Source organism: Bacillus atrophaeus, from assembly GCF_001584335.1.
GTDB classification, from domain to species: Bacteria; Bacillota; Bacilli; order Bacillales; family Bacillaceae; genus Bacillus; species Bacillus atrophaeus.
Genome location: NZ_LSBB01000001.1, coordinates 686,109 through 711,417, shown reverse-complemented (window position 1 = coordinate 711,417; position 25,309 = coordinate 686,109). Strand labels below are relative to the sequence as shown.

General features: G+C 43.4%; 22 protein-coding genes and 1 pseudogene. 4 read left to right on the top strand and 19 right to left on the bottom strand.

All coding sequences use genetic code 11. The annotated features are described in order from the left end of the window. The first annotated feature begins 93 nt into the window (after positions 1-93). A complete protein-coding gene (locus AXI57_RS03500; RefSeq protein WP_010789958.1) occupies positions 94-654 on the top strand; it encodes a GbsR/MarR family transcriptional regulator in 561 nt (186 codons plus the stop codon). A 22-nt stretch (positions 655-676) separates the two neighbouring features. Here the strand turns inward: AXI57_RS03500 and AXI57_RS03495 are convergent. Beyond that, positions 677-919 (bottom strand): annotated as a pseudogene (locus tag AXI57_RS03495) (MarC family protein); the annotation flags it as partial. 116 nt (positions 920-1,035) lie between these two features. Here AXI57_RS03495 and AXI57_RS03490 point away from each other — a divergent pair. Further along, on the top strand, positions 1,036-1,737 hold the full coding sequence (locus AXI57_RS03490; RefSeq protein WP_061669248.1) for a zinc ribbon domain-containing protein: 702 nt from the start codon (positions 1,036-1,038) through the stop codon (positions 1,735-1,737). Between the two features lie 39 nt (positions 1,738-1,776). Here the strand turns inward: AXI57_RS03490 and AXI57_RS03485 are convergent, their stop codons facing one another. Further along, positions 1,777-3,597 (bottom strand): zinc ribbon domain-containing protein, encoded by a 1,821-nt coding sequence (locus tag AXI57_RS03485; protein ID WP_061669247.1) that lies wholly within the window; start codon positions 3,595-3,597, stop codon positions 1,777-1,779. A 121-nt stretch (positions 3,598-3,718) separates the two neighbouring features. Between AXI57_RS03485 and AXI57_RS03480 the strand changes: the two genes are divergently transcribed. After that, entirely contained in the window at positions 3,719-4,183 is a 465-nt protein-coding gene (locus AXI57_RS03480) for a GNAT family N-acetyltransferase (RefSeq protein ID WP_141292181.1), read from the top strand. A 52-nt stretch (positions 4,184-4,235) separates the two neighbouring features. Here the strand turns inward: AXI57_RS03480 and AXI57_RS03475 are convergent, their stop codons facing one another. From AXI57_RS03475 to AXI57_RS03395, 17 genes are all read right to left on the bottom strand, one after another. Beyond that, positions 4,236-5,471 (bottom strand): MFS transporter, encoded by a 1,236-nt coding sequence (locus AXI57_RS03475; RefSeq protein ID WP_061669245.1) that lies wholly within the window; start codon positions 5,469-5,471, stop codon positions 4,236-4,238. Next, positions 5,446-6,366, bottom strand: coding sequence for an apurinic/apyrimidinic endonuclease family protein (locus AXI57_RS03470; RefSeq protein ID WP_061669244.1), 921 nt, complete (start codon positions 6,364-6,366; stop codon positions 5,446-5,448). The genes AXI57_RS03475 and AXI57_RS03470 overlap by 26 nt, the downstream gene beginning before the upstream one ends. 7 nt (positions 6,367-6,373) lie before the next feature. After that, positions 6,374-7,051: a PIG-L deacetylase family protein gene (locus AXI57_RS03465; protein WP_061669243.1), complete on the bottom strand. Its 678-nt coding sequence runs from the start codon at positions 7,049-7,051 to the stop codon at positions 6,374-6,376. Beyond that, a complete protein-coding gene (locus AXI57_RS03460) occupies positions 7,017-7,772 on the bottom strand; it encodes a WbqC family protein (RefSeq protein ID WP_061669242.1) in 756 nt (251 codons plus the stop codon). The genes AXI57_RS03465 and AXI57_RS03460 overlap by 35 nt, the downstream gene beginning before the upstream one ends. Next, complete coding sequence (locus tag AXI57_RS03455; protein WP_003326881.1) at positions 7,745-8,623, bottom strand: peptidoglycan bridge formation glycyltransferase FemA/FemB family protein; 879 nt, start codon at positions 8,621-8,623, stop codon at positions 7,745-7,747. The genes AXI57_RS03460 and AXI57_RS03455 overlap by 28 nt, the downstream gene beginning before the upstream one ends. A 16-nt stretch (positions 8,624-8,639) precedes the next feature. Continuing rightward, positions 8,640-9,893 (bottom strand): aminotransferase class V-fold PLP-dependent enzyme, encoded by a 1,254-nt coding sequence (locus AXI57_RS03450; RefSeq protein WP_061669241.1) that lies wholly within the window; start codon positions 9,891-9,893, stop codon positions 8,640-8,642. Further along, positions 9,859-10,788 carry an NAD-dependent epimerase/dehydratase family protein gene (locus AXI57_RS03445; RefSeq protein ID WP_061669240.1) on the bottom strand — a complete coding sequence of 310 codons (930 nt, stop codon included), beginning with the start codon at positions 10,786-10,788 and terminating at the stop codon, positions 9,859-9,861. The genes AXI57_RS03450 and AXI57_RS03445 overlap by 35 nt, the downstream gene beginning before the upstream one ends. After that, positions 10,785-11,915 (bottom strand): DegT/DnrJ/EryC1/StrS family aminotransferase, encoded by a 1,131-nt coding sequence (locus tag AXI57_RS03440; protein ID WP_003326878.1) that lies wholly within the window; start codon positions 11,913-11,915, stop codon positions 10,785-10,787. Before AXI57_RS03440 ends, AXI57_RS03445 begins: the two co-directional genes overlap by 4 nt. Positions 11,916-11,963: 48 nt before the next feature. Continuing rightward, positions 11,964-13,298: a nucleotide sugar dehydrogenase gene (locus AXI57_RS03435; RefSeq protein WP_061669239.1), complete on the bottom strand. Its 1,335-nt coding sequence runs from the start codon at positions 13,296-13,298 to the stop codon at positions 11,964-11,966. A gap of 260 nt (positions 13,299-13,558) precedes the next feature. After that, positions 13,559-14,836, bottom strand: coding sequence for a M28 family peptidase (locus AXI57_RS03430; protein WP_003326875.1), 1,278 nt, complete (start codon positions 14,834-14,836; stop codon positions 13,559-13,561). A 227-nt stretch (positions 14,837-15,063) separates the two neighbouring features. Continuing rightward, positions 15,064-16,356, bottom strand: coding sequence for a phosphopyruvate hydratase (gene eno / locus AXI57_RS03425; RefSeq protein ID WP_013390661.1), 1,293 nt, complete (start codon positions 16,354-16,356; stop codon positions 15,064-15,066). 27 nt (positions 16,357-16,383) lie between these two features. After that, positions 16,384-17,919, bottom strand: coding sequence for a 2,3-bisphosphoglycerate-independent phosphoglycerate mutase (gene gpmI, locus AXI57_RS03420; protein WP_010789973.1), 1,536 nt, complete (start codon positions 17,917-17,919; stop codon positions 16,384-16,386). After that, positions 17,912-18,673, bottom strand: coding sequence for a triose-phosphate isomerase (gene tpiA / locus AXI57_RS03415; RefSeq protein WP_003326872.1), 762 nt, complete (start codon positions 18,671-18,673; stop codon positions 17,912-17,914). The genes gpmI and tpiA overlap by 8 nt, the downstream gene beginning before the upstream one ends. Positions 18,674-18,702: 29 nt before the next feature. Beyond that, positions 18,703-19,887 carry a phosphoglycerate kinase gene (locus AXI57_RS03410; protein ID WP_010789974.1) on the bottom strand — a complete coding sequence of 395 codons (1,185 nt, stop codon included), beginning with the start codon at positions 19,885-19,887 and terminating at the stop codon, positions 18,703-18,705. A 320-nt stretch (positions 19,888-20,207) separates the two neighbouring features. Next, the gene (gap, locus tag AXI57_RS03405; RefSeq protein WP_003326869.1) at positions 20,208-21,215 is read right to left on the bottom strand and encodes a type I glyceraldehyde-3-phosphate dehydrogenase; all 1,008 of its coding nucleotides are present in this window, start codon (positions 21,213-21,215) and stop codon (positions 20,208-20,210) included. 33 nt (positions 21,216-21,248) lie between these two features. Then, positions 21,249-22,286 (bottom strand): gapA transcriptional regulator CggR, encoded by a 1,038-nt coding sequence (cggR, locus tag AXI57_RS03400; RefSeq protein WP_061669238.1) that lies wholly within the window; start codon positions 22,284-22,286, stop codon positions 21,249-21,251. Between the two features lie 287 nt (positions 22,287-22,573). Then, positions 22,574-23,998: an arabinose-proton symporter AraE gene (locus tag AXI57_RS03395; protein WP_061669237.1), complete on the bottom strand. Its 1,425-nt coding sequence runs from the start codon at positions 23,996-23,998 to the stop codon at positions 22,574-22,576. A 208-nt stretch (positions 23,999-24,206) separates the two neighbouring features. Here AXI57_RS03395 and AXI57_RS03390 point away from each other — a divergent pair, with 208 nt between their 5' ends. Next, on the top strand, positions 24,207-25,292 hold the full coding sequence (locus AXI57_RS03390) for an arabinose utilization transcriptional regulator AraR (RefSeq protein WP_003326865.1): 1,086 nt from the start codon (positions 24,207-24,209) through the stop codon (positions 25,290-25,292). The last annotated feature ends 17 nt before the right edge of the window (positions 25,293-25,309 follow it).

Genomic DNA, 25,309 nt, shown 5'->3' with positions numbered 1-25,309 from the left:
TCCTCCCTTATCCTCAGCATATAAACGTTTTCAACAACTGCCAAAAATATGATATATTGACAACATGAATTGTCAGTGAAGGGATGATCATCTGTGGAAAAAAATGCTCTTGAAATCATCGAACATGCTGAGGAGCACCTCATTGAGAAGATTGCGGAAAATATGCATACGTTTGGAATGCCCGCTACTGTCGGGCGTGTGCTCGGCATCATTTATATGAACCGCAAGCCGATGACGTTAAGCGAGCTTTCTGAAGCTACCGGAATGAGCAAAACACGGATGAGCCAAGTTGTCCGGGAAATGATAGATGCCAACCTTGCGGAAAAAGTGTTTGAAAGAGGGGTCAGAAAGGATCTCTATGACGTCGAACAGGACTACTATCAAACCTTCATTTCTTTATTTACAGCGAATTGGACAAAAGTCGTAAGCAAAAATAAAATGCTCCACAAAAAACTCAGCCGCGAGCTGACTGATCTATTAAAAGAGGAAAACCTGAGCCCTGAGGCAGAAGCGAAGGTTGACCAGCTTTTAATTGAATTAAAAGAATGGCTTAATTATTATGATTGGCTGAGCCGCTTAATTGATTTTTTTGAAAGCGAAGAAGTTTTTCAATATGTCCCAAAAACAATAAAAAGCAGCTCCCTCAGTGAATAAAAGGGAACTGCTTTTTTTATCGTTAAGAAACAAGTACAGGAAACATTCCTTTCAGACCTGCTCCGATCATTCCGACTGCTGTCACCGCCAGAATCAAACCCATCAGCCGGGTAATGACATTCATCTCCGTCTTGCCAAGCTTATTGCTGATAAAAGATGAATAGTGAAACAAAACAAACGTGAGTGCTATGACAGCCGCTATACCTATGATCACACTGATGTAATGGACGACTCCGATATGTCCGGCTGATAAGCTCATATTGGTTAGCCGGCCAAAGAAGACAAAGTTATATTTTAGAAATACGGTTCCTTTTCAATTTTTTTCTTTTATAATGGTAATTAGTACAATATCCCTATATTACAAAGAAAAGGAGTCAAAGTATGTATTGTCCTCAATGCGGCCATCAAACGGATGGCGGAAAGTTTTGTGAGAAATGCGGATCGCCTCTTCCACGCCAAGCGGGCGAAAATCAAGGAGCACAGCCGGGAGCTGAAGCTGCAAAACAAGCAGCAAAGCAGTTCGGTTCATTTGTCCTGGCCGTTCTGAAACGACCTTATCAGGAATGCAAAACAACAGGCGGAGAACAGCTGATCAGCGGAATGATTACAATGGTGCTTTTCAGTTTACTAACTCCGCTGATGTTTTATATTCTTTTTTCAGACGGTCCCGGCAGTGCGAGCTTTACAGAAATCTTTTTAAAGCCAACCATTTACTTTGCCCTTTTTATTTTCGGGTTGCATGCATTGATCTTTTTTTCCTTAAAAATCGCGGGAAACCAAGTGTCATTTAAAGATTCACTCTCCAGATTTGGTGCGTTTCTTATTCCCTATACGGCTATTTTGATTCTTGCACTCCTATTGTTTTTATTACATACAGATCTTTGTTTCACCGTGTTAGCGATTGGTTTAATCGGCGCATTCTTCGCTATTCCCCCTGCGATGCTGGGAAGTTACCAGCATTCGTATAAAGGAAAGGCTGATATCATTTACTCAACCATTGTGATTTATCTGATCACGTGCGTTGCGTTTCGGTTAATCATCGAACATTATATCAAAGAGATTTTCCATTATATCTTCTTTTAAAAACAAACCCCCATCGCCTGCTGGTATGGGGGTTTGTTTTTATTGAATAGACGTTAAATAAATTCTTCCGTCCTTTACTGTGCCTGTGTAGGTCCAGTTGTACGTTCTGCGCTTTGTACTGCCGCCTGATTTTGTAATATCAAATTCTTCATATGTTTTAATTATGATATTCGAGCCGCTTTGACTAAAGCTTTTTACCTCTACATCAATAAATACTTCAGTCGTCCCCTCGCTGTTCAACTTCTTAACCAATTTCTGCTGATCATTATATAATGAACTTCCTTTTTCCAAATTGCCTTCCATGACCGCAAATTCATTTAAATTCACTGCGGTTGATTGATTTGTCAGATAATCAACCATAAATGATGTAACTTGTTCATCCGTGACATCGTCGGTCGATGGGCTTACGCTTGGTTTCTTGCCTTTTGAGTCTGCCCAGGCTGACGTGTACGTCTCTGCATTATCATTTTTTATTTTCTTTATATTTGTTCCGGCAGAATCAAAAGTTGATTCTGCATCTTCGAAAATCCACTTTTTCTGTTTTTTATCATATGAAAGCAGATATTCATAGCTCGGGCTCTCATCCGACATTTCAGGTTTAGTATAGTCATTATAATTAGCCGACTGGTGAAGTTCTTTTCCTGTTACTGCCGCCTGCCATGTACCGTCATTTTTCTGGGATAGAGCAAAGGTATCCAAATCAAAGTCTGTTTCCAGATATTTATCTTTTAAGTAAGAATCCGTGTTTTTCATCGAGTCCACGTTATCTTTTACTTCGGCTTTCCAACTGGCACTTGCCTCTGTCATCTGAGCTGTATTTCCATCAGAAAGCGCTTTGGAATATTGCTTTGTCGTTTTGACAATCGTATTCATGATTGTTTCTTGTGTGTCTTGGTCAGGAATTAACGTTAACTCCATTTCTTTGCTATCAATCGGCACACCCGCTGTTTTTGTTTTTCCCCATGGGAACTCCGCTTCAACAGCAGCAGTCATTGATCCGTCTGTCAGAAGCGGGCCGTATGTGACAGATTTGAACGGATCCTTATGGATGGATTTACCGTTAATCAGCAATTCTCCCTTTCCGTCCTTAATGTCATCCGCTAAGCTGAATGTCACATCGTCTGCTTCCAATGAGAGATCAACACGAAAACTGTTATCACCAACCGCCTGAATTTCTTCCTTTTTCACAAGATCGACTACATCGTTTTTCAGTTTGGCTGAGACTGTATATTCGCCGGGAATGTACGGGCCGAGGGTTTGTGCTTGATCTGCTTTTTTTACAGGTCCGGCATCCTCTTTATTCACATGTAGATCCGTATTTTTATAATTGCTGGTTACTTCAAAATAAACAGGTGCTATCTTTAAATCATAATGGTCAAATACTAGCAAGCTTTTCCCGTCTTTCTCCGCGTATACAATTTCCTTTTGGGCTGTTTCATCACGCAGCGATGCTAAAAGCTCATTTTTTTTGTCAGGATAATCCTTTAAATATGCAAGAAACGGTTTTACATTATTTTTAGTAAGCTTAAGCTTGTCATTTACAGGCGTAAGGAGAGAAGCGATTTGGTCTTTATCCTCATTATTTACAGCCTGCTCAAATTTGTCGACTAACCTGTCCTTAGAATTAAGGTACGCTCCGGTTTTATATGCGGCGAATAATATGACGCACGCTGCGGCAATGCTGCTCCATAAAATGATGGTTTTCTTAGGGATTGGTTTTCGCGGAGCCTGCCTCGTTTCAGCAGTGCTTGCTGTTTCTTTATTTGCCTGTATGCTGCTTCCTCCGATCGGGGTGCCGCATTCTTTACAAAACTTTGCCCCTTCATTATTCTTTTGGCCGCATTCCTTACAAAAAAACATGACTTTCCTCCTATTCAATTCTACTAACTTGTATAACATTTCCTATCTTATATATCTTATAATAGAATGGATTGAAATTGGAGCAAATTAGTAAAATATATAACTATAACAAAAAGGTGGAGTGAATATGCAACTCAGCATTCAAAAAGCAACAGAAGCGAATCAGGCGCTATATGAACTTCTGCTGCTCGCGGATCCTTCAAAGGAAATTGTTGATGAATACCTGGTAAGAGGCGAATGTTACGAAGCTTGGATCGGCAGCGAACTGGCAGGAGTCTATGTACTCTTAAAAACCAGACCGCAAACGGTTGAAATCGTCAATATCGCTGTGAAAGAATCTATGCAGAACAAAGGCATTGGTAAACAGCTTGTGCAGGATGCCATTGAAAAGGCGAGGGGATGGGGAGCTGACACAATCGAGATCGGTACCGGAAATTCCAGCATTCATCAGCTTTCTCTCTATCAAAAATGCGGATTCCGGCTGCAGGCTATTGACCATGATTTTTTTATCAGACATTATGAGGAGGAGATTTTTGAAAACGGCATTCAGTGCCGGGATATGGTGAGGCTTTATCTTGATTTATAAAAAGAAGCGGCTGCCGCGAAAAATTCGGCTGCCGCTTCTTTTTGATGTCCTGTCAGACAGACCGATCTGCTTTTTCATGTGATGTTCTTTGAACAATCTGCATTACTGACAGAGTGAAGAAGATCAAAATGAGAGATAGTCCTATACTCAGAAAAATGTAGTTTGCTGTCAATAATAACAGAAGTGCCGTATATAAAGCAGCAGAAAGCGGCTCTCCCATCTTTACGATAGAAAAAATAAGAGCAAAGATCCTCCCAAAATAAGCGGTCGGAACTGTTTTTTGAAAATACAGCACCGTTTGCACATCGATATATGAAATGATGATGCCAAGCACAAGAAAGATCACGCATTCAAATCCGTGAAGCGGAAAGAACAAGATCATAATAAGTGCCCCCGCCCCCGTTAAAGTCCGCGGATATAAGCGGACTAGATGTTTCGTATTCCACTTAAAAAATACAGCCAGATTTCCTAACAGCATACCCGCCTGGAACATTGCATACATAACGGCAAACCAGACCGAATAGTCCTTACCAAAACGTTCAACCGCAAGAATCGGCCCCATAACCGAAATCAGACCGGCGATTACAAGGTTGACAATGAAAAAATACCCGACAGATGTCAGCCATGTCTTATTTCCTTTCAGCATCCTATAACCGGCCTTCATATCTTCTGTTCCTTTGCTTTTTTGCACAATAGGTTCTGATGTGCGAATGAGCAGAATCAGCACGGCAGAGATAAAAAAAGCCGCCCCATTTATCGTAAACAGAAAGCTAAACGGGATCGTGGCCAGTAACACACCGCAAATCAGTTTTCCGACGATCAATCCGATTAAATCACTTGTATTCATTAAAGAAGTCGCCTGATCCAGATGTTTTTGGCGGACAAGCAGCGGAATGAGCGCAACTTTCGCAGGCGCAAAGAGCATCGATTGCAGAGAAAGAAAAAAAGCGCACGCTCCCGCTATCCACACGGATAACAAATGGTTTGCGCTAAGCACCGCCAGAAGCACCATAATGGCGGCTCTTCCCGTGTTGCATATATATAAAATAGATTTTTTACGAAAAGAGTCTATCAATGGCCCCGTAAACACTCCAAATGTTAAGGGCACAAGTTCAATAAAAGAAATAACGCCGACAAGAATTTTGCTGCCGGTTAAATCCAAAACAAGGAGAGGAAGCGCAATCAGCCATACACCATCCGCCGCCGAAGAAAACACCTGCGCAGCCCAAAGTTTTGCATAACTCGGTGTTCGATATGTCTGATTACGCCTGTTTTTTATCCTTTTCATCAGAAGCACCGCCGAACCATTCTAGAGTTCTCCATGATTCTTGCCTTTGTGTATAGTCCGTTTCCATCACTTCAAATACAATACCCATTTCATCATCCTGATGACGCGTTTTTAACTCCTCTGCCGCTTGTCGGAGCAGACGTTCATCAATGGTTCCTGTTTTGGGATGCTGCCCCTCAAAACAGCGGACATCCCCATGCGGAAAAGCAAGCTGTCGAAAGGAGCTGAAATGATAATGTTTAATGGCTTCTTCTAACGAAAGAAACTGAAAAAAATCGGGATACTTCAATGTTTCATTTCGAAACATAAGAGAGGATGATAAGTGCGTCTGGTAGGTGATCGCCCAGTGGCATATATCCCACGTAATGCCGACATGCCTCAATTTCAATTGAACCAGCTCTTCAAAATCCTCAGGATAGATAAAAATCGGATCAAAATCTTCACCCAGGTTTCCGATGATCGGAAGGTTTTCGACACCGATCCAAATATCCGTGCCTTTCAAATCCTCATCAAACTCTGCAAAAAATTCAATTATTTTTTTGCGGTTTCCTTGCAGATCATATTGTTGAAATTCTTCTACATTCATAAATTGATTGGCATGAACAGTTATGCCCTTTGCATCGTATTTCACAGCGAGCTCCGCAAAATGGAGGAGCTGATCTTTGATGTGTTTTTCATGAATATAATCTGCATTGTCCGTGGGAAAATGAAGCGTTAACAGAGACGGAAGCAACTGTTGTGCGTATGCGAGTGTTTGATTGATCTTTTTCACATAATCTTTTTGTTCAAAAGAGCGGCCGTCAAAAATATTAGCTTCAAGCCCGTACCCTTCTTCGACCCATCGGCCATCGATTTGTTTCGGATCAAGTCCGAAAAAAGGAATTTGAGCAATCATAAGGCCCTCACCATGTTCCTCTCACAAGCATAAACGCTTCTGCCGCTTTAAAACCGGATTTTGCGCCCCATACATACGCATTATTTTCTATCGCTTGCAGAGAGCGGGGATGGGGAAAGTCTCTAAGCTCAGACCCGTAGCACGCCATGGCCTTCAGCTTCATATCAAGCTCTTCCTCAATATTGATGAAGTAATTGGCATGAAATTGATCCTTCTGAAGATAATTCCATTCTGTCGAAGATAAAGTTTCATAAGCCAGCACCTGTTTAACAGAATGACCGGGGAGCGGGCGGGTTGCCGTCATCACCGCTCTGAATACGACGGTGTGATCAATGTTAATATCTCCTCCGTACTGGGTATACACAATATCGGGCTGAAACCGCTCGATTTGTTTTTCTGCTTCTTTCACAACATCTAATAAATCCATAGAATCAAGTCTGTTATCAGGCAGGTTTAAGCGGACAAAATCTTCAATACCAAGAGTGCTGAGCGCCTGTTTCGTTTCATTGTTTGAATCTTGCATAATTGAATCCTCAGGTTTTACATAATCAGCTTTTCTTGACGATTTCCCCTCTGCCATGATGACCGCTGATACATTGTCCCCTTGGCGCACATGTTTAGCCAGCGCTCCGCCGACTCCGATAATCTCATCATCTGGATGTGCCGCAAACACCATTACTTTCATCATATTGCCCTCCTTTGACTAGCGTTTCCGCCATATCGGCTCCGCAGTTCATCAGCATATCGATCATGGAAAGATGAGGAATATGCTCTCCAAATAACTGCGGATACTCAATCGCTCTAATGGTCTGATATTCAATAGCAATTCCATCTCTTTCAAAATCGCTTTCTATTAAATAGTCCGATCCTTGGCTCCCTGAATAATATCGGCCGGCTCCCAGTTCTTGACAAAGAGCAAGAACAAAATCACTTTTTTTCTCATTACGGCACTCAAGCTCTGAAACATAACAAATAGGCGTTGAGATGCGCAGCTCTTTTAGAAAAAACTGAATGATATACATGTTCAATTCATGGAGATACTCCCAATCCCTTTGATATATATCTTCAAAAAAGGCTCGATATTGTTCAAAGTAAGGCGCTTTTGCGTAGTTCATTTGGATCGCCATCCAGTGTTTTCTTTGCCAGTCCTGTGTCTGGTCGATTTTCATATGACGCAGCTCGATTTCCTTGTAGTTCTTCATCTGTAAAGGAACGGTCAGCCATCTGGGACCTTGGGGCGTTTTAATTCGGTTTCTGTTAAGAAATCCTTTTTTCTCAAATTGGGCCGTGTCATGAATGGCAAATAGATCTGATTTATGAATTTTTTCAAAAAAACCATGCCACGGAATGTAGCTGGATTGATGACCGCTCACCACTTTTACTCCGCTGCCGTAAATTGTAGACATCGTTTCTCTTCAGCTCCCCAATATCGTTTCGGTCTCGCAATCTCTTTACTGTGAGAGTAGCCAAAATCAGCCCATCGAAGCTTGGCATTAATGGCAAACTGTAATGCGTCCCGCATTAATAAATAGGATGCCTGTGCTTTTTTACCGTCGAGACTGTTTACATTTTGCCAGTAATAAAAATGAGAGCGGTCATAGAGAAAAATACTGCTGCTAATCAGTTTTTGTTCTAGAAACGCCCCCACCCAAAAGACTCGGCTGCTAAGATTCTCAAGCAGCCTCTGAAAAAAAGATAACCGTAATACGTATTGAGCGCCAATTGCTGCTGAATGCGCTTTGTACAGGTCATAAAATTCATTCAGCTCTTTTTGCCCGATTTGCCGAATGGTTACACTTTCCTTTTCTGCGTATCTGACAGCTGTACGGGCTTTTCCTGAACAGCTCGTCCATAGCTCTTCAAATGTGTCCGGCAGCGTTAACATATGTGTCGTTTTGACTTCCCATCCTGGTCCAAATTCTTCAATAAATGTGGCTTGATCGTAAGGCAGCAGCATCCTGGACATCTCCCGGCCAAATAAAGCCTTGATCTCTCCCTGCAGCCATTCAAACGAGATCGGCCCCTCTAAGAAAGGTCCGCCGTACCCAATCATATTGCCGCTGATATTGCCATTCTGCTCAAAAACAGGCACATAGACCGCTTGTCCGTTATCCGTTTTCAGTATGACTGGGTGAAATGAAGTATCGGGAAGCTCTTCCATAAGCTTTCCCCACTCATAGCTTTGAAATAGTATCGCCTCGTGTGCGGCAGCGGCCTGATCCCATACTTGCTGACTATTGCATACGGTATTTTGCATGTTTTATCACCAACATTCAGTTTTTATTCTGATGCTCTGCATACTTTAAAACGGTTTCGGCAATTTGCCTTGTCTGTTCTTCTGTCAACGGCGGTTTGAACGGCAATGAAAGGACTCTTTTCCAAAGCGGATTTTCATCAGCCTGCGTTGCATATGTTTGATAAATCGGAATGAGATCGAGAGGGAGGTAATTCCAGCAAGTTTGAATTCCTTTTTCGGCTAAATAAACGGAGCAGGCATACCGCTCCTCTTCTTGCGGAAATACAATCGTCAAGTAATTCAAACACTCTCCCTCTTTAGGCTGAATCATCTGTACGCCGTAAGTCGTTTCCTCCTGTTCAAATCGTTCTCTGGCTGTTTCTATATTTTTGGCTGAAGCTTTTATCAATTGATCTATTTTTGACAGCTGATATTCAATAATAGCTTCTCTTGAGGGATGCATCCGTAAAACAGAGACGACAGACGGAGATTGCGGCAGTACCTCAAGCTTGCTTACTTTCATAGAAGGCACCAAACCAGTTTTCTTCATTACATATGGAATGGGCTGAGGATGTTTTCGTTTCATCAAAGCTTGCATTCTTTGATTTTTCATATAATGTTTATAATCAGCTATCACTTGCCTGCGCTGTTCCATTGGCGGCCTGTCTTGTTGGCAGAGAAAATCTTTGGTCGCAATTAAAGCTCCTCCTCCAATGCTGGCAAGAGGCTTGGACGGCCCAAAGCTTAAGATGCCGAAATCCCCCAATCCGCCCGCATATACTCCGGCTTGCTTCGTAAACATCGCTTGGGCAGCATCGTCAATGATATAAATGCCATTCGCTCTTGCCCAATCTATTATCTCCGGATTTTCACTTCGGCCATATACATGCGTCAAAATAATGGCACATGTATGCCGAGTCGCTTTTTTTCTGGCATCCGAAACGGACAGGGACAAATCAAACTCCAATTGGGCAAAAACCGGTGTCGCTCCACACTGAAGGACCGCATCAATCACATTTGGACAATTAAAGGATGACAGAATAACTTCTTTCCCCGGTCCGGCTCCCGAATAGGTCAAGGCCAGCACCAAAGCCGCACTGCCGCTTGATGTTAATACAACGCCTTTTTCATATCGTTTCTCCAGTTTTTCAGCTAACCGGCTTTTTGTAGCCGTAAACAAGGATTTGGCTGCATGTAAACGGCTTATGCCTGAAAGCTGCCCTGGATAAATGGGGAACTTGATCTCCTCCGGATGTTTAGGATAATGATAGCTTGTGTTTTTTTCTTTCATCTTTAATAATCCTCAATCCTTCATCAAGGCTGACTTTGGGAACATATCCAAGCAGACGTTTTGCCTTATCAATGGACGGAGCCCGTTTAAAGATTTCAATGTCTTTACCCCTGACACCGTCTTCTCCCAGCTTTTTGAATATGTAATGTTCTTTGCTTCGGCCGGAGATTTCATTGATTTTCTCAGCCAGTTCTTTTATGGTGATCGGCTGGTCATTCCCAATATTAAAGTCTTCAAATTCATTGCCCTGATGTACGAGAGCAAGGTACGTTCCATTGACAATGTCGCTGATATAGCTGAAGCACCTGATTTGCCCGCCGTCTCCATAAAGCGGAAGGTCCCGGCCGGACTCGGTCAGGCTGAAAAATTTGTTCATGACAAAATCTTCCCGCTGCTTCGCGCCATACACATTAAAGTACCGGACAACACGGATATGTAACTGTTCTGACGCTTGTTCCCTCAGATATTCTTCTGATTTCAGCTTCGCTTTTCCATATGCAGATTTCGGAAGCTTTTGGCTGCTCTCAGTAAAAGGAAAGTCAGGTGAATCCCCAAAAACCTCTGAACTTGATGAAAACAGAAGAGTGCTGATCCCTAATTCTTTGCACACCTCGGTTACATTTTTCGTTCCCTCAAAGTTGACCCGGATGACGTCCTCACCATTACTGCGGCAGCTGTCTACACCGACCATTGCCGCCAAATGAACGACGGCATCCGCTCCCTGCAATGATTCACGAAGTGTTTGTTGATCTAAAATATCCGCATAACGGAACGGTGCATCAGAATTCGGCTTTTTTTGATCTACAATGATCGTGTGAAAACCCTTATCTTGCAGTAATGCTGCTAATTCACTTCCGATAAAACCCGCGCCTCCGATGATTGCAATGTGTTTCATTGTCGAACCCCCTTCTCAATAGTTAAAGTTTCTTTAATAGACTGAATGATATATTCACAATCTTCCTCAGATAATTGACTATACAAAGGAAGTGACACAATTTCGGTAAAAATTTTCTCCGTTATCGGCAGTTTTGCGGGAAAATGTTCTTTATAATACGGATGCATATGCACAGGGATAAAGTGGACGCTGAGACCGATATTTTTCGCTTTCATTTCCTCGATAAACAGGTCTCTGTCCATCCCGCTGCGTTCTTTAATTCTTAAAATAAATAAATGCCATGAGTGCGTAATTCCGGTAGGTATATCAACGAGAGGAAGCCGTGACGAGTCAGTTAAATCGGCAAGCTCGGCAGCATAGTAATGAGCAATACGCTCCCGCTTTTCTTGAATGTCGATAGCCCTGCTTAGCTGTACCAGTCCCAGCGCCGCCTGTATATCTGTCATATTGTATTTAAAACCGGGCAATAAAACGTCATATCTCCAGCTGCCTTTTTCACCGTAGCGGTTCCATGCATTCTTCGTAATGCCGTGCCAGCCGTACAGTCTGGCCCTCTCTGCCGCTTCGCCGTCTTTCACAATGAGAGCTCCGCCTTCTCCGGTTGTAATATTTTTTGTAGCGTAAAAGCTGAAGCAAACCGCGTCGCCATGAGTGCCGATCATTGTTCCGTTATATTGAGTCCCAAGCGCGTGGGCGGCATCTTCAATTAAATACAGCTGATTTTCTTTGCATATTGCATCTAGTTCATCCAAATCTGCCGGATAGCCCGCAAAATGGACGGCGATTACCGCTTTGGTGCGCGGAGATAATTTTTGTCTTACATCCTCCGGGTCTATGCATAAATCAGCCTCCCGAATGTCTGCAAAAACCGGGGTTGCCCCGACATGCAAGATAACATTGACACTCGAACAAAATGTAAAGCTCGGCACAATGACTTCGTCGCCTTCTCCTACGCCTAGCGCAAGTAAGGCCATATGTAAGGCAGCGGTTCCTGAATTACAGCTGATCACGTGTTCGGCTCCTGTAAATTCACCTAATTGTTTTTCGAATTCAATCACCTTTGGACCTTTTGAAATCCAGCCTGATTGCAGTGTTTCAGTTACACTTGCTATTTCTTCATTTGTCATATCTGGTTTATGAAAGGGGATATATCGGTTACTGATGGTCTTTCCCTCCTATAGTGTGACAAGCTTTAAATTGTCAGCTAATTTATCACTGCAAACATTTCTTGTATCAAAAATAACCGGAGATGTATCCTGCAAGATGCTGTAGTCAATATCATCATGATCGGTATGAATAATCACCACATCATATTGATTGATCTGTTCTTTTGTAAAAGGGACAGAATACTTCACACTGCCCTCGTCCAAGCGGATTTTCCCGATAAAAGGATCGTGATAGTCTGTCTCGCAGCCCTTTTTCATCAAGTCTCCCATAATTGTAAGCGCCGAGGATTCCCGAGGATCATTCGTATTTTTTTTATAAGCTGCACCAACTAATAAAATGCTGCGTTTTTCTTTATTGACTAACTTTATGGCATAATCAGATACAGAAATCGGCATTTCCGAATTAATTTCATCCGCCAAATCAATCAATTTTGTCTTCAATCCTTTTTGATTGGCTACCCATTTAAAATAAAAGGGGTCTATCGGTATACAATGTCCGCCTACACCGGGGCCTGGATTGAACTTTTGGAAACCGAACGGCTTCGTGTCCGCAGCATCTATGACTTCCCAAATATCAATATCGAGTTCCCGGCAGTTTAGTGCCATTTCATTGATTAAAGCAATATTTACATAACGGTAGGTATTCTCTAGGAGTTTGGCTGTTTCTGCTACTTCAGCTGAGGTGACGGGATGGATGCTGTTCACGATCGTGCTGTAAAACGCTGAGGCAAGTTCTGTACAAGTCTTTGTTATTCCCCCGACCACTTTCGGAATATCAGATACTTCATACTGAATATTCCCCGGGTCAATTCTTTCTGGAGAGTATGCTGTAAAAAAGTCGGTGCCTATGTTCATTTGCCGGCTGGCTTCCATTCTTTCCGCAATCTTTTTTTTCGTTGTTCCCGGATAGGTCGTGCTTTCTAAAATTAAGAGCTGATTTGTCTTTCCATAAGCGATCATGCTGTCAACTGCACTGTCGATGTAGGTTAAATCGGGGATCTTTTCTTTTTTGTCTAGGGGTGTCGGCACACATATCACAATAATGTCGCAATCCTGGATAGAGGCCATGTTGTCACTTACTTGAAATCGCTTTGTATGTAAAGCTTCCTTCAGTTTATTTTCATCTATATCATTGATGTGGCTATGCCCGGCGGCTAATAAGGATACTTTTTCACTGTTCTTGTCAAAGCCGATGACATGGTATCCTTTATTGACACATTCCAAGGCAAGAGGAAATCCTACATACCCCATTCCCAGAACGCCTACTACCGCCTGTTTTGTTTCAATAAGCTTCAAAAGCCGTTCTTGGCCGAGGTTATGTATTTCTTTAGTGACAGTATTCATTTTTTACCCCCTAATTGATAGAAAAGGATATATTTTTACAAATTAAAACAAATATCGATCGATATCGTAATTATAACAAAAGGATAAATATGATAAATGGGTTATATATCCTTTTTTAGTGTTGGGCAATATATAATACTTTTTCTTTTTTGCAGAATTAAATTACCCATAATAAGGAATAAATCAGGGAATCATTAAGAACTTTCCCCCTAATTAAAAGAATATACTGAAAAATAAAAAACAGGCCGGAGCCTGCTTAATCAATCTTGAATAGCTTCTGATACGGAAGCAGAAATAAGCTCCCCTGCACTCTTTAATCTATCCTTGTTAATGTGTTCCATATTGTCATTGCTTGTGTGATACCAAGGGCCCGGCTCATTCGTTTCAGGGCTAAGCCAAATCCAATTGGCAGAAGCAATACCCGCCTCATAAAAAGAGACATGATCAGAATAGCCGAGTTGAATAAGACTTGGTTTCTTGATATGCTGCTTTTCAGCGGCATTTACAGCATATCTGATACTTTGATTGGTCTTACCGTCAGGAGTGGTCACGAATAGTTGACTGGCTTCTTTCCAGTCAGTCGCAATCATATCTGCATTAAAGTTCACCTGGCTTTGTTTGATCTCATCCTTTGTCAGTTTACTGACATAATAGGATGAACCGGCGGACCACAATTCTTCTGAGCCAAATAAAATAAACCGAATCTCTTTATTATCTGGCAGGTTCTTAAACATCTTGCTCATTTCCAGTACAGCAGACGTACCTGATGCATTATCATCTGCTCCCGGTGCTCCTTGTACACTGTCATAATGGGCGGTGACGTAAATAATATCAGGATGCTTCGAGCTTTTCGCTTTGCGGGTCCCTATTACGTTTCGCGAGATGCGGTGTTGATAGTTCTTAAACTGAATCACAGCCTGCTTCTCTTTCAATAAGGCTTCCCCGTCTTCTTTCTTCATACCCGCTGTCGGTATGGTTATATTCTTTTCCTTATTGGGGCGTATGGCAAGCGGTTTTGTCTTATGATTATAAATAATGACAGCGGCTGCGTTTGCTTTTTCCGCATGTTTTATTTTTTGAGATACCGGGATTTTCCCCTCCCTTATGACTGCTATTCTGCCCTCGGCACCTTTTAAATCACGGCTTAAACCATAACCTCCATCGTAAATGGGAGCGTCTATTTTCACTTCATCCTTTACAGCAGCATCATCTGCTGACCGAATCGGAAATTCGTGATCGCCCGCCGTGATAGAGCCGGAAAAGTAGTTTTTTAATTCAAACGGCTGTATACGAACCGATACGCCTTCAGCCCGCAGCCGATTTGATAAATACTCTGCCGCTTCCTTCTCTTTGTCTGTTCCTGTTTCCCTAGGCCCTATTGTCTCACTCAAATCATGAATGGTTTCAAACGCGCCGTCCGCATCAAACTTTGACTCAATCACCGAGGCTGATTGAATCTGCTTCTCCTTTACCAGATCAGCAGGCACTCCCCATATAAAGCTTGCGGCAAGTGCTGCTGACATAAATACATATTTCATCAAATCCCTCCTCTTATTAAACTTCTTCTCTTCGGTTCAATCGTAATGATTCCTTTAAAAATGAGAAAAATGAATATTAATTACCAAATTAATCTAATATAAAAGGAGGGAACTGTTGGTTTTTCGCTGAGTGAAAAGACATGGAGATGTAAAAAAGTCTCAAAGAGGTATTGAGTTCATATTGAATATAAAAAAGCCGCCGAGAAATTCTCGGCGGTCTTTTATTATTACTTGTTCAAGTTATAGAAAGTGTTAATGCCGTGGTATTGAGCCGTTTCAGCCAATTGGTCTTCGATGCGAAGCAATTGGTTGTATTTCGCAACACGGTCCGTACGAGACGGAGCACCTGTTTTGATTTGGCCTGCGTTTGTTGCCACAGCGATGTCAGCGATTGTGCTGTCTTCTGTTTCACCAGAACGGTGAGAGATAACAGCTGTGTATCCTGCGCGTTTCGCCATTTCGATTGCATCGAATGTTTCAGTCAATGTACCGATTTGGTTTACTTTGATCAGAATAGAGTTGCCTACGCCGTTTTTGATGCCTTCAGCCAATTTTTTCGTGTTTGTAACGAATAGATCGTCACCCACAAGCTGTACTTTTTTGCCAAGGCGTTCTGTAAGAAGTTTGTGACCTTCCCAGTCGTTTTCGTCAAGGCCGTCTTCGATTGAGATGATTGGGTATTTAGAAGCCATTTCTTCGTACCAGTCAACCATTTCAGCAGAAGTTTTAACAACGCCTTCGCCAGAAAGATGGTATTTGCCGTCTTCTTTGTTGTAGAACTCAGAAGATGCAGCATCCATTGCCAATTTCACTTCTTCACCAGGTTTGAAGCCGGCTTTTTCAATCGCTTCAACGATTGTTTGAAGAGCTTCTTCGTTAGAACCTAGGTTTGGAGCGAATCCGCCTTCGTCACCTACAGCTGTGTTCATGCCTTTAGCAGCAAGAACTGATTTCAAGCTGTGGAAGATTTGAGCGCCCATGCGAAGCGCTTCACGGAAGTTCTCAGCACCTACAGGCATAATCATGAATTCTTGAATGTCAACGTTGTTATCAGCATGCTCTCCGCCGTTGACGATGTTCATCATCGGTACAGGAAGCGTTTTTGAGTTGAATCCTCCAAGATATTGATAAAGAGGAATCTGTAAGAAATCAGCAGCAGCGCGTGCAACAGCCATAGATACACCAAGGATTGCGTTAGCGCCAAGCTTGCCTTTGTTTTCAGTTCCGTCAAGCTCGATTAAAAGCTGGTCAATTGCGTTTTGTTCTGTTACATCAAAGCCAAGAAGCTCTGGAGAAATAATTTCGTTTACGTTGTTAACAGCTGTTAACACGCCTTTTCCAAGGTAACGGTCTTTGTCGCCGTCACGAAGCTCAACTGCTTCGTATTCACCTGTAGAAGCTCCGCTTGGAACTAATGCGCGGCCGAATGCTCCTGATTCTGTATATACTTCAACTTCAACTGTTGGGTTGCCGCGTGAGTCTAATACTTCACGTGCATAAACATCAACAATGTATGGCATGTGTTTGTCTCTCCTTTTTGTTTGCAATTATTTTTGAATTAAAGAAGTTCCCGTCATTTCTTTCGGTTTTTCAACGTTCAGAAGGTCAAGAAGCGTTGGTGCAAGGTCGCCTAGGATTCCGCCCTCGCGTAATGTCACGCCTTCTTTTGTCACAATAACAGGGACAGGGTTTGTCGTATGCGCAGTGTGCGGTTCGCCTGATTCTGTAATCAGAATGTCAGCATTACCGTGATCAGCGGTAATGATGGCGTGTCCGCCTTTAGCGATGATGGCATCGACCACTTCGCCTAAGCATTCATCCACTGCTTCAATTGCTTTAATTGTCGGTTCCACCATTCCGGAGTGTCCGACCATATCCGGATTCGCAAAGTTTAAGATAATCGCGTCATGCTTGTCATCAGCGATATCCTTCACAAGCGCATCCTTTACTTCATACGCGCTCATCTCAGGCTTTAAGTCGTACGTTGCGACTTTCGGCGAATTGATGAGGATGCGTTCTTCACCAGGGAATTCAGCTTCACGTCCGCCGCTCATAAAGAACGTGACGTGCGGATACTTTTCAGTTTCGGCAATGCGAAGCTGTTTTAATCCATGCTGTGCCAATACTTCCCCGACAGTATTATCAAGATTCATCGGTTTAAACGCGACATATCCGTCAACTGTTTCACTGAAATGTGTCAGGCAGACGAAATGCAGGTTCTTCGGATGATTTTCACCGCGGTCGAAATCGCGGAAATCTTTATTTGTAAACGTGTTGGAAATCTGGATAGCGCGGTCCGGTCTGAAATTATAGAAAATCACAGAATCGCCGTCCTGAATCTTCGCAACAGGCTCACCGTTTTCTTTTGTGATGACGGACGGAATGACGAATTCATCATAAATTCCGTTCGCATAAGAATCTTCAACAACATCCATCGCGCTGCGGTATGTCGGACCTTCGCCGTATGCCATTGCGCGGTACGCTTTTTCTACACGGTCCCAGCGTTTGTCGCGGTCCATGGAGTAATAGCGTCCGGAAATGCTGGCAATCTCGCCGATACCGATTTCTTCGATTTGGTCATTCAGCTGCTTAATGTAAGTTTTCGCTGTTTGCGGACCTACATCGCGGCCGTCCAAGAAACCGTGGATGTATACCTTTGTCAGCCCTTCATTTTTCGCAAGCTTTAACAGTGCGAACAAATGATTAATATGGCTGTGTACGCCTCCGTCAGACAGAAGGCCGAACAGGTGCAAGGCTTTGTTGTTTTCTTTCGCGTGGCTGATCGCGTCAAGGAATGTTTGATTGCGTTCAAATTCTCCTTCACGGATGGCAACATTCACGCGTGTTAAGCTTTGGTACACGATGCGCCCGGCACCGATATTTAAGTGGCCTACTTCGGAGTTCCCCATTTGACCCTCAGGGAGGCCGACAGCTTCACCTGAAGCAGTTAATGTCTGATGAGGATACTGGTTCCAATAGCGGTCAAAATTCGGTTTATTCGCTTGGGCTACTGCGTTACCTACTGTTTCATTGCGTAATCCGAACCCATCAAGAATGATGAGTGCAGCTGGTTTTTTACTCATATTGACCTTCCTCCAATAATTGAACGAATGACTGTGGCTCTAAGCTTGCGCCGCCAACCAAAGCACCGTCAATATCGGACTGGGCCATATATTCTTTAATGTTGGCAGGCTTTACGCTTCCGCCGTATTGAATGCGCAGTTTGTCAGCAGTTTCTTGGCCGAATTCGCCAGCAACTGTTTGACGGATGTGCGCGCACACGTCATTTGCATCTTGAGATGTAGAAGATTTGCCTGTTCCGATTGCCCAAATAGGCTCGTAAGCAATAACAGATTCTGCGACTTGATCTTGAGAAAGTCCGGCAAGGCCTTTTTTCACTTGATCTGCAACAAGATCGTTTGTTTTGCCTGCTTCACGCTCTTCAAGCGTTTCGCCTACACAGATAATCGGCACAATGCCGTGTTTGAAAGCAGCGTGTGCTTTTTTGTTAACCGTTTCGTCCGTTTCAGCGAACATTTCGCGGCGCTCTGAGTGGCCGATGACGCAGTATTCAACGCCAAGGTCTTTCAATGCTACCGGGCTGATTTCGCCTGTGAACGCGCCGTTTTCTTCAAAGTGCATGTTTTGGGCGCCGACTTTAAGGTCAGTGCCTTTCACAGCTGTAGCCAGTTTTTCTAAGAAAAGCGCTGGTGCGCAAACTACAGCTTCAGCTTTGTCTGCTGCTGGGATGGAAGATTTCACTTCTTCAACAAAGCTGACAGCTTCGCCGAGTGTTTTGTTCATTTTCCAGTTACCGGCTATAATTGGTTTTCTCATCTGTTCCACTTCCTTATAGCAGTTTTGTCTTACTTATCGTTTAACGCGCTGACTCCAGGAAGCTCTTTGCCTTCCATGAATTCAAGAGAAGCGCCGCCGCCTGTTGAAATGTGGCTCATTTTATCAGCAAGGCCGAATTTCTCAACCGCTGCCGCAGAATCTCCTCCGCCGATGACAGAGTATGTATCTTTTGCCTCTGCCAAAGCTTCAGCAACCGCTTTTGTTCCTTGTGCGAACAAGTCGATTTCGAATACACCCATAGGTCCGTTCCATACGACAAGCTTGCTGTTTTTGATAACATCAGCGTACGTTTCACGTGTTTTCGTTCCGATGTCAATCGCTTCTAAATCGCTAGGGATTTCAGAGATCGGCACGATTTTTGTGTTTGCATCGTTAGAGAAATCATCTGCTACCAATACATCTTCAGGCATGTAGAAATTAACGCCTTTTTCTTTTGCGCGGTCCATAAAGGTTTTCGCAAGCTCAATTTTATCTTCTTCAAGAAGAGATTTTCCGACTTCGTAGCCTAATGCTTTTACAAATGTGTAAGCAAGACCGCCGCCGATAATCAGGTTGTCCACTTTATCAAGAAGACTTTCGATGACGCCGATTTTGTCTTTTACTTTCGCTCCGCCGATGATTGCTGTGAACGGGCGCTCAGGATTGGAGACCGCTTTTCCGAGAACGTCAAGCTCTTTCTCCATTAAGAAACCTGCAACAGCCGGCAGATGCTCAGCGATTCCCGCAGTTGATGCGTGCGCGCGGTGAGCGGCGCCGAATGCGTCATTCACGTATACGTCAGCAAGCGCTGCGAATGCTTTTGAAAGTTCAGGATCATTTTTTTCTTCGCCAGGATAGAAACGTACGTTTTCTAACACAAGAACGTCTCCGTCCTTCATGTCGGAAATTTGCGCTTGAACAGCATCGCCGTAAGCTTCATCCGCTTTTTTCACTTCTTTGCCAAGCAGTTCTCCTAAACGCGCTGCCACAGGAGTTAAACGAAGCTCCTCAACGACTTCGCCTTTCGGGCGGCCTAAATGGCTCGCTAGAAGGACTTTCGCGCCTTGGTCTGCAAGGTGTTTGATTGTTGGAAGCGCAGCGCGGATACGAGTATCGTCTGTTACTTCCCCGTCTTTCATTGGAACGTTAAAGTCAACGCGGCAGAATACAACCTTACCTTTTACGTCGATGTCTTTTAAAGTTTTCTTATTCATGCTTTAGGAGATCCTCCTTCAAAATGGTTTACAAACAGCACGAAAAACGTGAAACCGCCTGATCAAGCACTCTTAAACCGCGGGGCAGATTGCAAACGAAAGCCGGCACAGGGCAGATCATGGTTTTAGCCAGGGCAGTCGGCCAAAAACATGAAGGCGCCGCCAACGCAAGCAAAACGCGGGGTAAGCACTTATCCGGCGTTTTCTGAAAGCCGGTCTTCATGGAAAAAGGGAAAGGGAGTCCGTCCCCTTCCCTTGTCCGCTTTCATTATAGCGTTTCTATACAAAAGAACCAAGTCCGGCCCTTTATCAGCTATGAATTAAAGACCTTGTTTCGCGATGTAAGCTGCAAGGTCAACAACGCGGTTAGAATATCCGCTTTCGTTATCGTACCAAGAGATTACTTTTACCATGCTGCCTTCCATTACCATTGTAGAAAGAGCATCGATTGTAGAAGAGTTTTGGTTACCATTGTAGTCACCAGAAACTAATGGCTCTTCGCTGTAGCCAAGGATTCCTTTAAGATCTCCTTCAGCCGCTTCTTTAAGAGCTGCATTTACATCTTCAGCCGTTACGTCTTGGTTAAGTTCAGCAACCAAGTCAACTAGAGATACGTTTGGAGTTGGAACACGCATTGCTCCGCCGTTTAGTTTTCCTTTTAGTTCAGGAAGAACTAGAGAAACAGCTTTTGCAGCGCCAGTTGATGTTGGGATGATGTTTTCAGCTGCTGCACGCGCACGACGGTAGTCTTTGTGCGGAAGATCAAGGATTTGCTGATCATTCGTGTAAGAGTGAACAGTTGTCATCATACCGCGTTTGATGCCGAATTTATCGTTAAGTACTTTTGCGAATGGAGCTAAGCAGTTTGTTGTACATGAAGCATTAGAGATAACGTCATGGTTAGCCGCATCGTATTTGTCTTCGTTAACACCCATTACGATTGTGATATCTTCTTCGTTAGCAGGTGCAGAGATGATTACTTTTTTCGCGCCAGCTTCTAAGTGTTTTGCAGCGTCTGCGCGTTTTGTGAAGAAACCAGTAGATTCAACTACGATTTCAACGCCTTGTTTGCCCCAGCTAAGTTTAGCAGGATCGCGTTCAGCAGAAACCTCGATTGTTTTGCCGTTTACCACTAGGTTGTTTCCGTCAACAGAAACTTCTGCGTCCAATTTTCCGTGTACAGAATCATATTGTAAAAGATGAGCAAGCATATTAGCGTCTGTTAAATCGTTAACTGCTACTACCTCAACTTCAGAATTTTTTAACGCTGCGCGGAATACGTTACGTCCAATACGACCAAATCCGTTAATACCGACTTTTACTGCCATGATTGTTTCCTCCTTTAAATAAGTGAGAGATATTTATATTGAGGGACTGTTTATATCCCTTAATAACTTCTTTGCCGCTCCTTCGTCAGTGACGAGGACCGTATTGCGGGGCTTTTTAAAGTAAGCCTCGATCGCCCCGGCTTTTGATGATCCGCCCGCTACCGCAATAATATCCGGAATCGCGTCAAGGTCATCCAGCTGCATTCCGACCGAATGCACCTTATGGACAACTTCACCGTCAGAATTAAAGTAGTAGCCGAAAGCTTCTGTCACGGCGTGGTTTTCATCAATTTTCTTTAAGTCTTCCAGAGGGGTGTTTCGCCGCTCCGCCATTGTTTTAGCTTCGCCGATTCCGTGAACCAGCATACTTGCGGATTTAATCGTGGTCAGCACCTCTTTAACCGAAGGCTCTTCAATAATAGATGAGTATGCGCCTTGAGAAAGCTGTCCCGGAACAAACAAAAGCCGGTAAGTGCCTGAAGCCTTTTCTGCCATATGCGCACATATGGTGTTCGCCTGATTTTTGACATTCTCGCCTAAACCGCCTCTTGCAGGCACAAACAAAAGCTCACGGTTCTTTGAATCCGGCGTCATCATCTCAGCGACAGCCTCAATTGTCGTACCGCCAGTAACAGCGACGATATTTTTTCCAGAAAATCTTTTTTTCATACATGCGACAGCCGCTCTCCCTAATTCTTTTTTGACCCAAGGGGATTGATCGCTGTCTCCGGATACGATGATGGCATCACTTAGATTTAAACGTTCCTTTAATGTCTTTTCCAAAACAGTCAAACCTAAAACATCTTTCATCGTATCTTCCAGAATAGAAAGCAGTGAGTAGCCTTCTTCCGTCAATGTCATGCCGTTTGTTTTAACTTCGACCAGGTTCTGTTCTTTAAGAAACTGAACCTCACCTCTCAACACACGCTCGCTGATTCCGAGACTGGCAGACAGGCTTCTTCGCCCAATGGGTTCTGTCAGCCTGATATACTGCAAGATTTCGAATCTTTTTTGCATCACAACCAGAAGATCAGGCAATAATTTTTTTTGTGCTTGTATTAATTGGTTCATGGTTTAAACGTTCCTTTCTATTCACACCTGGACTTAAAACGTCCCACTATGACAAAAAACGTCCCATCATAGCCAAAAAAAATTATTTCTGCTTTCTTTAATTATTTTAACAGGGTGTAATTGTTTATTCAACTGTTAAAGGTTAATTATCGACAATATTCGCACTGCCGGCAGCCCGGCTTGCCTCTTATTTTAGTATGGGGGATATAGATTCATTATATACAGGCTGCTTGACATGCGTGCAGATGAATTAAAAAAAGTCCTCTCGAATGAAAGGACTCCGGTTTTCAATTAAAATTTGAAACGCTTTCATTTTTATCTTTTATCCAAAGCTGTTCGATCTCTTCAAGGGATTTGTTTTTCGTTTCCGGGCAAATCGTGAATACAAACAGAAAACAAAGAATGTTGATGACGGCGAAGATCCAGAATGTATACGCAAGGCCGAATGAGCTGATCATCATCGGCACAAATTGCCCGATCGCCCAGTTGGCGCCCCATAAAAATATAGTGGCGATTCCTGCTGCTCTTGCGCGGAGATGATTCGGGAATATTTCTGAAATCATGATCCATGTGATCGGTCCGACCGATACGCAGAACGCAGCGACAAAGCCTAAAATGAAAAAGATCAGCATAAGACCGCTTGTCAGATGAAAATAAAATGATGTTCCGATTAAGATCATAAAAACAGCCATAAATGCAGATCCGATGGACATTAATTTTTTCCGGCCGACTTTATCAATGAGCAACACGGCAATGACCGTAAAAATCACTTCCACAACCCCGACAATACAAGTCGTGACAAACCCTGCGTTCTGGCCAAAACCAATCATTTTGAAAATTTCCGGCCCATAATATGTAATCGCGTTCATGCCGATCACCTGATTAAAAAGGGCTAACAAAATACCGATGACAAGCGCCTTTCTAAGACCAGGTTTGAAAAGCTGGGATAATGACCCCATCTTTTCAATTTGCAAGGATTTTTCGATATTTTTGATTTCTTCTTTAGCTGCGGCTTCCCCGTTTATTCGCTGAAGAACAGCCAAAGCTTCTTTGGTCCTGCCCGCTTTTGCCAGCCAACGCGGACTCTCAGGCACAACCAGCAGAACAAGAAAGAAGATCACTGACGGAATCATCCCATAGGCAAGCATCCATCTCCATCCGGTATGCACGCCCCATTCGTATGTGCCTGACCTTTGAACCGCCAGATTAATAAAATACGTTGCCGAGATGCCTAGGATCGTAAAAAGCTGGTACAGAGAAGACAAACTGCCGCGTATCGCCGGCGGAGCGGCTTCCGTAATATAGGTTACGGACAGCGAGGAAGCCATGCCGATACCCAAGCCGCCGATCACCCGCGCAATAATTAATGTAGAAACATCGCGGGAAATTGCTGAAACCACGGCGGAAATGGCGAATAGAAGAGCCGCGGTCATCAAGATTTTTTTTCGCCCGAACCTGTCACTCAAAAATCCGGAAATACCGGCGCCAAATACACCGCCGATCATAATGCTGGAAATCACAAGCCCCTCCATAAAGGGGGTCAGGCGATATAAATCCTTCAGGAAGCCGATCGCTCCAGAAATCACCGCCGTGTCATAGCCGTACAGCAATCCGCCCAGCCCGGCCGCACAAGAAATGAGAATCACAAAACCCATTGAATGGCCTCTCGTTACAGGGACATTCGGTTCAGTTTGTGCCGGATTATTCTTCATGTTATACACCCTCCTATAGAAATGCGTTAATAAAAGCGTTTTCATTTCTGTGTGAATACACATATTGTACGTACTTATATTCAACATAATCTGCGTTAATCCTTCATTTGAACGTACAAATAAATCTGATCATGAGTTTATTACATTTTATTGTACAGATGGCTGTGTTATACTAAAATTTGTGCGTATACATTTTGGAGGAATTCACATGTTACCGAAATATGTTCAAGTAAAAGAAGAAATTTGTTCATGGATTAATCAAGGCAAAATTCTGCCTGATCAAAAACTGCCGACAGAAAGTGAATTAATGCAGCAATTCGGTGTTAGCCGCCATACGATACGTAAAGCAATCGGAGACCTCGTGTCACAAGGACTGCTTTACAGCGTGCAAGGCGGGGGCACTTTTGTCGCCTCCCGCTCCTCAAAGTCGGCCATCCATTCCAACAAAACGATCGGTGTTCTGACAACATACATATCAGACTATATTTTTCCGAGCATTATCAGGGGGATTGAGTCTTATTTAAGTGAGAAGGGCTATTCCATGCTGCTTACAAGCACAAACAATCAGACAGAAAACGAAAGAAGAGGCCTAGAGAACCTGCTGTCTAAAAATATTGACGGGCTCATTGTCGAACCGACGAAAAGCGCAATGCAAACCCCGAATATAGGGTATTATCTTAACCTCGAAAAAAACGGAATCCCGTTTGCGATGATGAACGCATCGTATACTGAGCTGGCGGCGCCAAGCTTTCGCGTAGATGACATAAAAGGCGGCATGATGGCAGCCGAGCATCTGTTTTCTCTCGGGCACACTCAGATTATGGGGATTTTTAAAGCTGATGACACGCAGGGCGTCAAACGAATGAACGGTTATATTCAGGCACACCGCGACCGCCAGCTATTTCCTTCCCCTGACATGATTGTTACGTTTACAACAGAGGAAAAGGAATTGATTTTGCTGGAAAAAGTGAAACACATTCTTGAAAAGAACAGCAGCAGGCCAACGGCGATCCTTTGCTACAATGATGAAATCGCTTTGAAGGTTATCAATACGATCCGTGACATCGGTCTGAAGGTGCCTGACGATATTTCGATCGTCGGTTATGATGATTCTCATTTCGCCCAGATTTCCGAGGTGAAGCTGACTTCGGTCAAGCATCCGAAATCCGCGATGGGAAAAGCCGCAGCGAAATATGTGATTGACTGTCTGGAACATAAAAAGCCAAAGCAGGATGATGTGATTTTCGAACCGGAATTAATCATCCGCCATTCGGTGAAGAAAATTGGGGAATAAAAAAAGCAATGTGATGG